The organism is uncultured Psychroserpens sp. (assembly GCF_947494225.1).
Classification (GTDB): Bacteria; Bacteroidota; Bacteroidia; order Flavobacteriales; family Flavobacteriaceae; genus Psychroserpens.
Genome location: NZ_CANLUG010000009.1, coordinates 1 through 15,655 on the forward strand (window position 1 = coordinate 1; position 15,655 = coordinate 15,655).

The 15,655-nt window shown below is 37.2% G+C and carries 6 protein-coding genes; 4 read left to right on the forward strand and 2 right to left on the reverse strand.

Annotated features, from left to right (window positions below):
• Both Q0893_RS17285 and Q0893_RS17290 read left to right on the forward strand, forming a co-directional pair.
• On the forward strand, positions 1-4,386 hold a 4,386-nt coding region (locus Q0893_RS17285; RefSeq protein ID WP_299278065.1), incomplete at its 5' end, for a T9SS type A sorting domain-containing protein.
• Between the two features lie 248 nt (positions 4,387-4,634).
• Positions 4,635-10,907 carry a choice-of-anchor D domain-containing protein gene (locus Q0893_RS17290; protein ID WP_299278068.1) on the forward strand — a complete coding sequence of 2,091 codons (6,273 nt, stop codon included), beginning with the start codon at positions 4,635-4,637 and terminating at the stop codon, positions 10,905-10,907.
• A gap of 87 nt (positions 10,908-10,994) precedes the next feature.
• On the opposite strand, the gene hisS is transcribed toward Q0893_RS17290, so the two are convergent.
• Complete coding sequence (gene hisS / locus Q0893_RS17295) at positions 10,995-12,659, reverse strand: histidine--tRNA ligase (RefSeq protein ID WP_299278071.1); 1,665 nt, start codon at positions 12,657-12,659, stop codon at positions 10,995-10,997.
• A gap of 157 nt (positions 12,660-12,816) precedes the next feature.
• Between hisS and Q0893_RS17300 the strand changes: the two genes are divergently transcribed.
• On the forward strand, positions 12,817-14,055 hold the full coding sequence (locus Q0893_RS17300) for an ABC transporter permease (protein WP_298904318.1): 1,239 nt from the start codon (positions 12,817-12,819) through the stop codon (positions 14,053-14,055).
• Between the two features lie 191 nt (positions 14,056-14,246).
• Entirely contained in the window at positions 14,247-15,152 is a 906-nt protein-coding gene (locus Q0893_RS17305) for a GyrI-like domain-containing protein (protein ID WP_299278075.1), read from the forward strand.
• Positions 15,153-15,154: 2 nt separating this feature from the next.
• Here Q0893_RS17305 and Q0893_RS17310 read toward each other — a convergent pair whose 3' ends face one another.
• A complete protein-coding gene (locus Q0893_RS17310; RefSeq protein WP_298904314.1) occupies positions 15,155-15,628 on the reverse strand; it encodes a DUF6495 family protein in 474 nt (157 codons plus the stop codon).
• Positions 15,629-15,655 lie beyond the last annotated feature (27 nt).

Consider the following 15,655-nt stretch of genomic DNA (forward strand, 5'->3'; position numbering starts at 1 on the left):
GATGTGACTGGATCACAACCAGCAGAACCTGCAACGGAATGTTATGAGACTGCAACATTTAATAATACGACTTGTTCATGGGATATAACTGGATCACAACCAGCAGAACCTGCAACAGAATGTTATGAAACTGCAACATTTAATAACACGACTTGCTCGTGGGATGTAACTGGTAGTCAGCCAGCGGAACCAGCAACGGAATGTTATGAGACTGCAACATTTAATAACACAACGTGTTCATGGGATGTCACTGGTAGTCAGCCAGCGGAACCAGCAACAGAATGTTATGAAACGGCAACCTTTAATAATACAACGTGTTCATGGGATATAACTGGTAGTCAGCCTGCAGAACCTGCAACGGAATGTTATGAGACTGCAACATTTAATAATACGACTTGTTCATGGGATGTCACTGGATCACAACCAGCAGAACCTGCAACAGAATGTTATGAGACTGCAACCTTTAATAACACAACTTGTTCATGGGATGTAACTGGTACGCAACCAGCAGAACCTGCAACAGAATGTTATGAGACTGCAACGTTTAATAACACGACTTGTTCGTGGGATGTAACTGGTACGCAACCAGCAGAACCTGCAACAGAATGTTATGAAACGGCAACCTTTAATAACACGACGTGTTCGTGGGATGTCACTGGATCACAACCAGCGGAACCTGCAACAGAATGTTATGAAACAGCAATCTTTAATAACACAACGTGTTCATGGGATGTAACTGGTACGCAACCTGCAGAACCTGCAACGGAATGTTATGAGACTGCAACATTTAATAACACAACGTGTTCATGGGATGTCACTGGTAGTCAGCCAGCGGAACCAGCAACAGAATGTTATGAAACAGCAACCTTTAATAATACGACGTGTTCGTGGGATGTAACTGGTAGTCAGCCTGCAGAACCTGCAACTGAATGTTATGAAACGGCAACCTTTAATAATACAACTTGTTCATGGGATGTCACTGGATCACAACCTGCAGAACCTGCAACAGAATGTTATGAGACTGCAACCTTTAATAATACAACGTGTTCATGGGATGTAACTGGTAGTCAACCAGCAGAACCAGCAACTGAATGTTATGAAACTGCAACCTTTAATAACACAACGTGTTCATGGGATGTTACTGGTAGTCAGCCTGCAGAACCTGCAACAGAATGTTATGAAACAGCAACCTTTAACAATACGACTTGTTCATGGGATGTAACTGGTAGTCAACCAGCAGAACCTGCAACTGAATGTTATGAAACGGCAACATTTAACAATACAACGTGTTCATGGGATGTAACTGGTACGCAACCAGCAGAACCAGCAACGGAATGTTATGAAACAGCAACCTTTAATAACACGACTTGTTCATGGGATGTAACTGGTAGTCAACCAGCAGAACCAGCAACGGAATGTTATGAGACTGCAACCTTTAATAATACGACTTGTTCGTGGGATGTAACTGGTAGTCAGCCTGCGGAACCTGCAACGGAATGTTATGAGACTGCAACATTTAATAATACGACTTGTTCTTGGGATGTAACTGGATCACAACCAGCAGAACCTGCAACAGAATGTTATGAGACGGCAACATTTAATAATACGACTTGCTCGTGGGATGTAACTGGTAGTCAACCAGCAGAACCTGCAACTGAATGTTATGAGACTGCAACATTTAATAACACGACGTGTTCATGGGATGTTACTGGTAGTCAGCCTGCAGAACCTGCAACTGAATGTTATGAGACTGCAACCTTTAATAATACGACTTGTTCGTGGGATGTAACTGGTAGTCAGCCTGCAGAACCTGTAACTGAATGTTATGAGACTGCAACATTTAATAATACGACTTGTTCATGGGATGTCACTGGATCACAACCTGCAGAACCTGCAACTGAATGTTATGAAACTGCAACGTTTAACAATACGACGTGTTCATGGGATGTCACTGGATCACAACCAGCAGAACCTGCAACAGAATGTTATGAAACGGCAACCTTTAATAACACGACTTGTTCATGGGATGTAACTGGTACGCAACCAGCAGAACCTGCAACTGAATGTTATGAAACTGCAACGTTTAACAATACGACGTGTTCATGGGATGTCACTGGATCACAACCAGCAGAACCTGCAACAGAATGTTATGAAACGGCAACCTTTAATAACACGACTTGTTCATGGGATGTAACTGGTACGCAACCAGCAGAACCTGCAACTGAATGTTACGAGACTGCAACCTTTAATAACACGACTTGTTCTTGGGATGTCACTGGTAGTCAGCCTGCAGAACCTGCAACTGAATGTTATGAGACTGCAACCTTTAATAATACAACGTGTTCATGGGATGTCACTGGATCACAACCAGCAGAACCTACAACTGAATGTTATGAGACTGCAACATTTAATAACACGACCTGTTCGTGGGATGTAACTGGTAGTCAGCCTGCAGAACCTGCAACGGAATGTTATGAAACTGCAACATTTAATAACACGACTTGTTCATGGGATGTCACTGGATCACAACCAGCAGAACCTGCAACAGAATGTTATGAGACTGCAACGTTTAACAATACGACGTGTTCATGGGATGTGACTGGATCACAACCAGCAGAACCAGCAACGGAATGTTATGAGACTGCAACGTTTAATAACACGACTTGTTCGTGGGATGTCACTGGATCACAACCAGCAGAACCTGCAACAGAATGTTATGAGACTGCAACCTTTAATAACACGACGTGTTCGTGGGATGTAACTGGATCACAACCAGCGGAACCTGCAACAGAATGTTATGAGACTGCAACCTTTAATAATACAACGTGTTCTTGGGATGTCACTGGATCACAACCAGCAGAACCTGCAACTGAATGTTATGAAACAGCAACCTTTAACAATACAACGTGTTCTTGGGATGTAACTGGTAGTCAACCAGCAGAACCAGCAACAGAATGTTATGAGACTGCAACATTTAATAATACAACGTGTTCATGGGATGTGACTGGTAGTCAACCAGCAGAACCTACAACAGAATGTTATGAAACGGCAACATTTAATAACACGACCTGTTCGTGGGATGTAACTGGATCACAGCCAGCAGAACCTGCAACTGAATGTTATGAAACAGCAACGTTTAACAATACGACGTGCTCGTGGGATGTAACTGGTAGCCAGCCAGCAGAACCTGCAACAGAGTGTTATGAAACTGCAACCTTTAACAATACGACCTGTTCATGGGATGTAACTGGATCACAACCAGCAGAACCTGCAACAGAATGTTATGAGACTGCAACCTTTAACAATACAACGTGTTCATGGGATGTCACTGGATCACAACCAGCAGAACCTGCAACGGAATGTTATGAGACTGCAACATTTAACAATACAACTTGCTCGTGGGATGTAACTGGATCACAACCAGCAGAACCTGCAACTGAATGTTATGAGACTGCAACCTTTAATAATACGACTTGTTCATGGGATGTAACTGGTAGTCAGCCTGCAGAACCAGCAACGGAATGTTATGAGACTGCAACCTTTAATAATACAACGTGTTCATGGGATGTGACTGGTAGTCAACCAGCAGAACCTACAACAGAATGTTATGAAACGGCAACATTTAATAACACGACCTGTTCGTGGGATGTAACTGGATCACAGCCAGCAGAACCTGCAACTGAATGTTATGAAACAGCAACGTTTAACAATACGACGTGTTCATGGGATGTAACTGGATCACAACCAGCAGAACCTGCAACGGAATGTTATGAAACGGCAACATTTAATAACACGACCTGTTCGTGGGATGTCACTGGATCACAGCCAGCAGAACCAGCAACAGAATGTTATGAGACTGCAACGTTTAATAATACGACTTGTTCGTGGGATGTAACTGATAACGGAACAGGCATTATATACTATGCTGATACTGACAATGATGGTTTCGGTGATGCAGACAACTCAGTTATTGATTGTACACAACCTGTAGGATATGTTTTAGACAATACAGACTGTGATGACACTAATGATCAAATCTATCCTGGAGCTATAGAAATACCAGATAATGGAATAGATGAAGATTGTGATGGTATGGATGATAACACATTAGATACTGAAGATTTAAATAGTAGAGATGTTACAATTAAACCTAACCCGTTTAATACGACGATTACTATTAGCTTGCCTTTAAGTTTAAATGGGAATGCGTTTGAAATTAACATCTACGATTTAAATGGTAGAGTTGTTTACAAGAAAACAAAATCAAGTATTGATGGCTCTATAACTATTAATGACCTTGATAGACTTGAAGAAGCTCCTTACTTCATTAAAATATCGAGTAGAGATAATGGTATCATTGTAACTAAAAAGCTAATTAAATATTAAAACAATAGCTTAATTAAAAAAAGGTCGAATTAAATAATTCGGCCTTTTTTTTGTAACCAACTAAACTACAGGCAGTAACAAAACCTTCAATTTTAAATAAAAACAAAAAAAGAGATATTTACAACTAACTGATAATCAGTAATTAAAAAATTATTGATGCATTTCATCGATTAAATTTGCATTTCATAGAGTTTAACAATAGATTTGTATCATAAATTTATTAGTCCCAAACTAAAATTTAACCGCTTATGAAAATTTCTACTACGCTTAGAAGGTATGCAATGGTATGTTGTATGCTTTTGTTTTCGAATTTTACTTTTTCACAAACTTCATATGTTGAAGTATCCGTTAATTGGCCAGCCTACTCTTCCGAAAATAGGGTTGAGATATACAATCCTAGTGGTGTATTAATAAGCACAATAGACAACGGGTTTACTGGAGGAGTTAATAATAGCTATTCAACAACGGTATCATTAGGATGTTTAGCAGATTTGAATAACTACTATATGATAATGTATGATACTTCCAATGATGGTTGGGATGGAGCAGATAATATTACTATAACTTCAGGTGGTTCAGTAGTTATTAATCAAAATGGAGATGCCGCTACATCTGGTGGTGCAGCTCCTGTCTTTTTCAACGTTTCAGGAGGATGTTCAGGTACTTGTTCCTCAACGGTATCTGGTTTTCCTTATAATGAAGGGTTTGAATCTGGATTAGGCTTATGGACTCAGGATACGGGTGATACCAATGACTGGGATTATAGGTCTGGTGGAACACCATCAAATAGTACAGGACCAAGTGGCGCTAATGGCGGAACTTACTACTACTTTACAGAAGGAAGTAACCCTAATTATAATGACACACATAACTTAGAAAGTCCTTGCTTTGATCTAACTACGGCTGGTACAGCACAATTCTCATTTTATTATCACATGTATGGTTCTGGAATGGGAAGTTTATACGTTGAACTAAGTACCAACAGTGGTCTTAGTTATCCAACAACATTATGGTCTCAAACGGGACAAGTTCAAACAAGTCATGGTCAAGCATGGAATTTAGTTAATTTGGATTTAACGAGTTATGTAGGACAGACAGTTATGATTCGTTTTAGGGGTCTAACTACGAATGATTACAGAAGTGATATGGCGATTGATGACATATCATTAACAACTACAGTAATATCTGGTCCAGAAATAGATGTACTAGGTAATGCAGTAAGTATAGTTGATGGAGATGTTACTCCCGATGTTTCTGACGATACCGATTTCGGTTCTGTTAACACAGCAGCAGGTACAAACGTAAATACATTTACAATTCAAAATATAGGTACCACTTCCCTATCAGTTGGAAGTGTTACGATAAGTGGAACAAATGCAGCAGATTTTTCAATAAGCTCTGCTCCTGCTTCATCTGTAGCTGCTTCAGGCAGTACAACTCTAGATATTACATTCAATCCAAGTGCAGATGGTCTAAGAACTGCTAACGTAAGTATCGTTAATGGTGATTCGAACGAAAACCCATATAATTTTAATATTCAGGGAACAGGTTTCACACCTGCACCAGAAATCGACATTCAAGGAAATTCAAACTCCATTACTGATGGCGATGCCTCTCCTTCAAGTTTAGATGATACTGACTTCGGAACTGTTGATATCGCTGGTGGAACAAACGTCAATACCTTTACAATAGAAAATACAGGAACTGCTAACTTAACCTTATCTGGGGCTTCCCCATATGTTACTATTGGCGGAACGAATGCTGCAGATTTTACGGTGACTACAATTCCTTCAAATTCAATTGCAGCAAGCGGAACTACAACTTTTGCCATTACTTTTGATCCAAGTGCTGTTGGAACGAGAACAGCTACAGTATCTATTGGTAACAACGATAGCGATGAAAACCCATATAACTTTAGTATACAAGGTACTGGTTTCATACCACCTCCTTGTGGAACCTATGCCATACACAGTGCAGATTTTGAAAGCGGATATGATGGATGGACGTCTGGAGGTGTAGATGCTACAAGATTCAATAGTACAACTTGGGCCTACGGAGGAGCATACTGTTTACAAATTAGAGATGACGATGCTACAGGTTCTGCCTCTTCAGTTATTTCTCCATTATTTGATTTTTCAAATTACAATAAAGTAGATTTTAAATTCTTCTTTAAACCCAACAGTATGGAAACCGGAGAAGATTTCTTCGTAGAATACAGTAGCGATGGTGGAACAAACTGGACGATAGTAGCCACATTTGTAAGTGGTATCGTAGCCAATAAAGATGCAGATTTTGAATCTTCGGGCAATATAGGATACAGTAAAACAGTAACTCTAATGAGTACAGATTACACATTCCCTGTTGGTAACAATTCTCAATTTAGAGTGCGTTGTGATGCCAGTGCAGATAATGACCATGTCAATTTAGATGACATTGAAATTACAGGAGTATCCTATTGCACACCAACCGTAGCTCCAGGAGGTATAACTTCTAACCTAGATCTATGGTTAAAAGCAGATCAGGTTGATGGTACAACATATGCTTCAGATGGTTCATTAGTTAGCCTTTGGGCAGATAATGGAAAAGGAAACAATGCAGAAACTGTGGTTACAGGACAAGAACCTGTTTATAGAAATAGTGTTGCAAGAAATTTCAACTTTAACCCTGTAATTGATTTCGAAAACGATAATACGACAGCCAATAGAGATATGACCTATGTCATTAATGATGGAAGTCGAGACGAACTAAAAGGTACGGGTGGTTTTAATACCAACGATTTCTTTGTGGTAATAATGCCTGACCCTACCATTACTACAACCATGATTCCTTTAGATACGTTTACCAGTTCTGATCCAGCTGGTAACACCTTTACTGAAGATGTTACAGGATTTGGATATGGTGGCTATACGGCAAGATTTGAAAACGAAAGACTTTCTTACTGTATATCAACAACCAGCGAAACACCATCTAATCCAACAGAACAGGGTTATGGTAGAGCAGATACAAACTCAGGTACAGACTATAATCAAATTCATATTATCAACGTAAGACAAAATGCAGGAGATACTGACATGGAATTATATTTCAACGCCAATCAAGTTGGTAACGAAACTAATGATTTACCTCTATACAAAATGATTAATAATGGTCGTTACTGGTTAGGTAGAAGTCAGTACTGGAATGGTAGCTTTGATGGTAGAATTGCGGAAGTTATCACTTATGACTCAAGAAGAGCTGATGGAGATTTAACTCAAGAACGCAACAGAATACAATCCTACTTAGCCGTTAAATATGGTATCACATTAGGTGTTAATGGTACATCTCAAGATTATGTAAATAGTGATGGTAGTGTTATTTGGGATCAGTCTGCAAATGCTGGTTTCAACTATGATATTGCTGGTATTGGTAGAGATGATATTTCAGAATTAAATCAGAAACAATCTAGAAGTGTTAATGATGCCGCGGATGGAACTGGAAGAATTGAAGGTGTTCTCACAATGGGATTAACCGAAATTTACGACACCAATAGAGATAATATTGTGTCTAATGCCACAACATTTGATGATAAAGAATACCTCGTATGGGGAAATAATGGAGCCGACCTCAACTTAGCTGCATCAATGATTACTGTAAATATGAGTGCAGGTATTTCTCCTGCCCTAACTACTGATGTTTCATTTACAGCAATGCAACGTGTTTGGAAAGTTGTTGAAACGGGAGGTGATATCCCAACTGTAAAAGTAAGACTGCCTCAAGATGCTATTAGAAATATTACACCTCCAGGAAGTTACTATATGTTCATCTCAAATACAGGAGTTTTTGACCCTACGGCAGATTATAGAATTATGACTCCTGATGGTAATGGTAATCTTGAAACAGAATACGATTTTGACAATACGAAATTCATCACCTTTGGATATGCACCTCAAGTTATTGTTGAGCGTTCAGTATATTTTGATGGTTTGGTTGACTATGTAGATATGGAAGATGCGCTAGACCTTAACACTACTGAATTTACAATTTCAGCTTGGATAAAAAGAGATGCAGGTGATAGTGGAACAAAATCAATTATATCTAAAAGGGATGCAGCATTCTCAACAGGTTATGACTTTAGAATATTAAACGATAACAGAATACAAATGTTCTGGAAAAACGGTTCTAATCAAACCCTAACAACAGGAGCCGCTATTCCTGACGATGAATGGCATCATGTTGCAGCCATCTATAATGGCACCAGACTATTTTTATATATTGACGGTGTGCTTGATAATCAAGCAAATAGAACAGCTCCAATAGATACAGATGAGTCGTTCTATATTGCAGCCGCTGGTAAAAACACACCAACACAACACTTTAGAGGAAATATTGACGAAGTACGTGTTTGGGATACAGAACTTACTGTAGATCAATTACGTTTCATCATGAATCAAGAAATTGAAGATAATGCAGCATTTGTAGCTGGTAAAGAATTACCAACTACGATTACGAAAAACGATGTAGCAACCATTCCTTGGTCTGATTTAGCTGGTTACTATCCAATGTCTGTATATACCTATACAAATACTGAGGATGCTTCAGGTAATGGAAATCAAGGTGCATTACGAAACTTAGATACCGTAGACAGACAAACAGCTCCATTACCATATGAATCTCAAGGAAATGGTGATTGGACTACAGAAGCCACTTGGTTAAATAATACGGTTCAATCATTACCTAACGAATTATCAGTAGTGGATGGAACAACACCAATTGACTGGAATATTGTAAGAATAGGTCACAACGTAACTATTGACACTGAAATCGTTCTTGGAAGAGATCGTCAAGTATTAGGTTTATATGTAGATGCTGGTGAATTAACAGTTGATGGTGATAACGCAGATTCTGCTGCAGGAAATGGTTTAACTGTATCTCACTATTTAAAACTTGATGGGAAAATTGATTTAGAAGGTCAGTCTCAACTTGTTCAAACCGTTGGTAGTGATTTAGATCCAACCTCAACAGGTTCTCTAGAAAAAGATCAACAAGGTACAGCCGATTTATATACTTATAACTACTGGTCTACTCCTGTTGGAGAAATCAATGGTACTACAAACAACAACGCTTATACCGTTACAGATGTTATGTTTGATGGTGTTAACCCAATTAACTTTGTTAACTCTGGATATGATGGATCTGATGGTGCTATCATAAGCATTGCAGATTACTGGATTTGGAAATTTGCCAATCAGTTAGATGATGATTACTCAGCATGGCAGCATGTAAGACGTAACGGTACGCTTTTAGCTGGTGAAGGTTTCACAATGAAAGGACCTGGATCTGGTACTATAGTGGATCAACAAAACTATGTGTTCCTTGGAAAACCAAATAATGGTGACGTGAATTTAACCTTAAATGCGGGTAACGATTATTTAGTTGGAAATCCTTATGCTTCTGCAATTGACGCGAATCAGTTTATAACAGATAATGGACCAAACATTACTGGTGCTGGTGCAGATCCATTAATAAGTGGTACACTATATTTCTGGGAACATTGGGGAGGAGGATCTCATATACTTTCTGAATATCAGGGTGGATATGCAACCTATAATTTCTCTGGTGGTGTTGGAGCCCCTTCTTTAGGAACTAACGATCCAGATGTTGCTACAGGTGGAACTCCTACCAAACTTCCTGCACGTTATATCCCAGTAAGTCAAGGATTCTTTGTAGTTGGAGAAAGTACGGGTACAATTAACTTTAATAACGGTCAACGTGTCTATAGAAAAGAATCTACTGGAACGTCTGTATTTGTTAGAAATTCAAATTCTAATAATAGTGTTGCAGGAGCTGGTACGGAAGATATTGATGATCGTATGAAATTTAGAATTGGATTCAACTCTGTAAATACTATTCATAGACAGTTACTATTAACTATTGATGGTGCAACTACAATGGGATTTGATTGGGCATTTGATGCCAAAATCTATGACAATCAAATGGATGATTTATTCTGGATGATTGATGATGAAAAATACATCATTCAAGGTAGTAACTTGGCCGAAGAAAACACGATATATCCTTTAGGTATAAAAGTGAGTGACGATGGTCTAAATACGATTACAATTGATGATCTTGAAAATGTACCAGACGATATTGATATTTTTATTCATGACACTGAAGATGGTACATACCATAACCTACGTGAAGGTGATTTCCAATTCTTCCTTCCTGCAGGTGAATATTTAAATAGGTTTAAATTAACCTTTAGCGAAGGTGATTCGTTAAGTGTTGATGATGACGAATTGAAAACATTAGATGTTTTCTATAGCAATGACACAGAAAGCATTGTACTATTGAATCCTAATTTTATTGATGTGAAGTCCATTCAATTATTTAACATCATAGGACAAAATATTACGACAATTGAAAATATTTCAGAACTGGACTATTCTGAATACGAAGTTAAGAACCTGAGCACTGGAACTTACATCATTAAGATAAATACTTTAAGCGGTTTGTTATCGAAGAAAGTTTTGGTGAAATAAAATAGACCCAAATCTACCGTGATCTTAACTTAAAAACGGCCTCTCTCCTTTCGGATTGAGGCTTTTTTTTTTATCTAATTAACTTATTTATTTTAATGCAAAAATGAGTGCGTCTAGTGTTATGGTTTCCTGTGCGCTAGAAGCCATATTCTTTAAAGTATAAGTATTATCTGCTAGTTCAGATTCTCCTACTAATACCACAAAAGGAATGTTGCGTTTGTTGGCATAATTAAATTGCTTAACTGTTTTCTTTTTATCTGGAAACAACTCGGCACTTATGTCGTTTTCGCGTAGCACTTTAATCGCCTTCATACTCGCCATAGCTTCTGCTTCTCCAAAATTTATAAACATCACTTTCACTGTATTGGTAATGGTTTCAGGAAATAAATTAAGCTGTTCTAAAACCAGGGCAATGCGGTCTAAACCAAAACTAATACCAACACCACTCATATCTTTAAGTCCGAATATACCAGTTAAGTCATCATAACGACCTCCTCCACCTATCGATCCCATCTTCACACCTTCTGGAGCAGCAACTTCAAAAATAGCACCTGTATAATAATTAAGACCACGAGCTAAGGTGACATCTAACTGAAGTGTTGCTGTTTTTAGACCTAGAGCTTCGATACCCTTATTGATAAATTCTAATTCTTCGATACCTTGTCTTCCCTCTTCGGAAGTTTCCAAAATAGATTTTAGTTCTGTTACTTGAGCACCAAAATCTCCAGATAAAGAAAACAATGGTTGGAGCTTATCAATTCCTGATTGTGGAATGCCTTTGCCCAACATTTCTTCTTTAACCTTCTCCTCTCCTATTTTATCGAGTTTATCTAGAGCTACGGTAAAATCGATGAGCTTATCCTGAGCACCAATAACTTCGGCAATACCAGATAAGATTTTACGGTTATTGATTTTAATTGTCACACCATGTAAACCTAATGCTGTAAACACCGCATCATATAACTGCACAAACTCTACCTCTTGCCATAAAGAATTACTTCCTACAACATCGGCATCACATTGAAAAAATTCTCTAAAACGACCTTTTTGTGGTCGGTCTGCTCTCCAAACCGGTTGAATTTGATAACGCTTAAACGGAAAGTCAATCTCATTTTGGTGTTGTACCACATATCTTGCAAACGGAACCGTTAAATCATAACGCAAGGCTTTTTCTGAGATTTTTTTTGTTGCTCTTGGTAAATAAAAAATCTCTTCCTTATTTAAATATCTATTATAAATATCTATAATTAAATTACGCTTTCTCACGATTACCTGAGAAAAAACTCCGGCATCATTAATCTCTGTTGTAAATAAACTAAAAATATCTTCTTTGTTTTCTTTAAAATATAACAATAGAAGTTCTTTTTCAACTGGAGTTATGTTCTTATATAACTCTAAAGCCCCATTAATATGTTCTTCATAACTAAAAAGGTCTTTATCAATTCTAATTAAACGTTCTATTGAATCTATGATTTCTGTAAAAATTAGACTAAAAACATAGGATTCTTTAATATCGCTTCTCAAATCTTTCAAATAATCCCCAGAATTCAAAATCTTAAAAATCAAGCGATCACCTTCCTCTCCATATTTCCCCATTAAGGTACTGGAGTTTTCGAAACTTGGCGTTTCAATAGGTTGAAATCCAAAAGTTTCAAACGCGCTACGAATGGTACTAAAGATATAGTTACGTTTGGCCACGTCTTGTGGATTAAAATCTCTTGTGCCTTTTGGGATGCTCGGTTTTTGTGCCATATTACTTTCCGAAGTATCGGATCATTTAAAATTCTTATTCGTCACAAAAATATTATAAATTTTAGATGGATTAGAAAGTTATTTCAATTTTATAGTAACTTTATGGGTGTTTAGTAGTCTTACTATAAAACGTAACCAACTTTTTTAACGTAATCCTATGTTTTCATTAGTTAGAGAAAATATCCGAATTGCATTTGATTCTATACGAAGTCAATTGCTACGAACTATTCTTACCATTTTAATCATAGCCATTGGTATTACTGCCCTAGTTGGTATTTTAAGTGCTGTTTCGGCATTAGAAAACACCATCTCAAGTGATTTTTCTTCAATGGGAGCCAATACCTTTAATATTCAGCGTTATGAGTTTAACACGCAACGACGTGGCAATGAGGCTCGAAAAATAAACCCTGTGATTAATTACAGACAAGTTAAAGAGTTTGAAGAAGATTATGTGTTTCCGTATACTAAAACGTCTATCGCCTTTTTAGGGACGCGAACAGCAGAAATAAAATACGAAAATGAAAAAACCGATCCTGAGGTTCAAGTTTATGGTGTGAATGAACACTTTATTCAAAACTCTGGTTTGGAAGTTGAAACAGGTCGTGCACTAAATTATTTTGATGTTGAGAACAGTAATAGTGTTTGTGTTATAGGTAGTGATCTTCAAAAAGCATTATTAGCAGATGTTAATCCCATAAATAAAACCATAAGCGTTAGAGGCGCGAAATTTAAAGTCATTGGTGTTTTAAAAGAGAAAGGCTCTACATTTGGAAACAATCAGGATTTACGTGTGCTCATGCCACTTCAAAAAGCACGTACCATTTTTACCAATCCAAATATTAATTATAGTCTGAGTATCAAGGCTGAAAAAAAGGATATGCTTGAGGGCGCTCAAGATGAAGCTATTTTATTATTCAGAAACATTAGAGGACTCAATCCTGTGGAGGAGAACAATTTTGGAATAGAAAAAAGCGACGACTTAATTAATCGCGTTGGTGAAATGACATCTGTATTGAGCAAAATTGCTTGGGTGATTAGTGTGATTACTATTTTTGGATCTACAATAGCCCTTCTTAATATGATGTTAGTTTCTGTTACGGAACGTACTCGTGAAATTGGTGTGCGCAAATCATTAGGTGCTAAACGTCGTACCATTGCTTTTCAATTTTTTATTGAGACTATCATTATTGGGCAATTGGGTGGGCTTTTAGGTATTCTTTTAGGTATTCTTATTGGTTATATTTTTGCTGCTGCGGTCGACTTTAAATTCGTAATCCCTTGGGGAGCTATGATTTGGGCGAGCATTATTACTTTTGTAGTTGCAGTGATTTCTGGCTCTTATCCTGCAAATAAAGCAGCTAAACTCGATCCTGTTGAGTCATTGCGTTATGAGTAACGCTTAAGATAATCGAATGCTTTTTACGAAAATGAGAGTTGATAATTTTTAATCATCTTTGAATATATATAGGTTCGGTTATTCTATATCTATTAGTCTATGGAATTTAATATTAGAACAATGTTCGGGCTAGTTTAATAATTACTATTTATATTTATTACCCAGATATTATTAACATAGAACAACATTAAATGACGCTAACGCGAGATCATATAAAAAGTATAAATAGAGCGTTACATTATATCGAAAATCATCTTGAAAGTGACTTATCGTTAGATCAGATTTCGCAAATCGCCCATTATTCGCCATATCATTTTCATAGGATCTTTAAAGTATTTACTGGTGAAACTCTTAATAGTTACATTGCTAGAAAACGTGTAGAAAAGGCCTCTGCCGATTTATTACATCGTGAACATTTGACCATTTCAGAATTATCAACCCACTATGGATTTACAAGTCATTCGTCTTTTACAAGAGCATTTAAAAAATTCTATGGTGTGAGTCCTTCCAATTTCCGAAGCAGTAGTAAAGGAAAATATAGCAAGATTAGTCAAATGAAAAGCAAGAATGGGCAACCTATTACAACATTTGAAGATTATGTTTGTCATAACAATCAAAACAACGACTCGGTTATGACCTCAAACATTGAAGTAAAAACAATTAAAAACATCCATACGGCTGGAATTACTTGTATCGGAAAAACGCAAATAGCCCCCAGTTTTAATCGCTTGTTAGAATGGGCTGGACAGCAAGGTTTATTGCGTACACCAGATTTTAAGATGGCTACTATTTTTTATGACAGCTTCAAAATTACAGCACCAGACAAGGTTAGAATGTGTACCTGCTTATTAGTTGAGGCTCCAATAAAGCCTAGTAGTGAGATTATTTCGACAACATTGAATGGTGGATTATATATTAAAGCCCATTATATCATTGGTATTGATGCTTTTCCAACAACCTGGATGTATTTATTTAAATGGATGAATGACAATGGTTATAAAAAACGAAATGAACCACCTTTTGAAATCTATCATAACGATTTTAACGAGCATCCAGAAAAGAAATGTATTGTGGATATGTACATTCCTGTAGCTTAGACTTACTTGCTCACTAAATTTTCAAAATACTGATACAACTGTCCTTTGGTGATATTTGCTCCCTCTTGTATTAATTTAAATTTGTCTTGTCCTTTATCATCAGAATACTCTTTTTTCGCTGTAAAGAACTCAACCTCATCAGACATGAGATTATCCCTAAACCAAGTATAACCTTCATTTGTTGTAATGTCTATAGCTTCTTTTTTTACTTTAAGTGCAATGAGACGCATATGTTTATCAGTACAATGAAATAAGTGCATTTGCTGTGGTGAGATATGCTCTAAATACACCACTTTTGAAAGTACACCTTCCCAGATAAGATCACTAAAAACATCAAGTTCCTGCTCTGCCACTTCTGGCTTGTTAGCTTTGATATCTGTCCATTCAGCGGCTGTTATAGATTGGGTCGCTAGAAAATTGATGAACTCTTGATGTAACTCTTCAAATTGTTCTTTTGTAAGTCTTGAATACTTCATAGGATATTAAAAAAAATGCGCTCTTAA

Coding starts and splice junctions, on each gene's coding strand:
- Q0893_RS17290 (WP_299278068.1), top strand. CDS start 4,635: ATGAAAATTTCTACTACGCTTAGAAGGTATGCAATGGTATGTTGTATG.
- hisS (WP_299278071.1), bottom strand. CDS start 12,659: ATGGCACAAAAACCGAGCATCCCAAAAGGCACAAGAGATTTTAATCCA.
- Q0893_RS17300 (WP_298904318.1), top strand. CDS start 12,817: ATGTTTTCATTAGTTAGAGAAAATATCCGAATTGCATTTGATTCTATA.
- Q0893_RS17305 (WP_299278075.1), top strand. CDS start 14,247: ATGACGCTAACGCGAGATCATATAAAAAGTATAAATAGAGCGTTACAT.
- Q0893_RS17310 (WP_298904314.1), bottom strand. CDS start 15,628: ATGAAGTATTCAAGACTTACAAAAGAACAATTTGAAGAGTTACATCAA.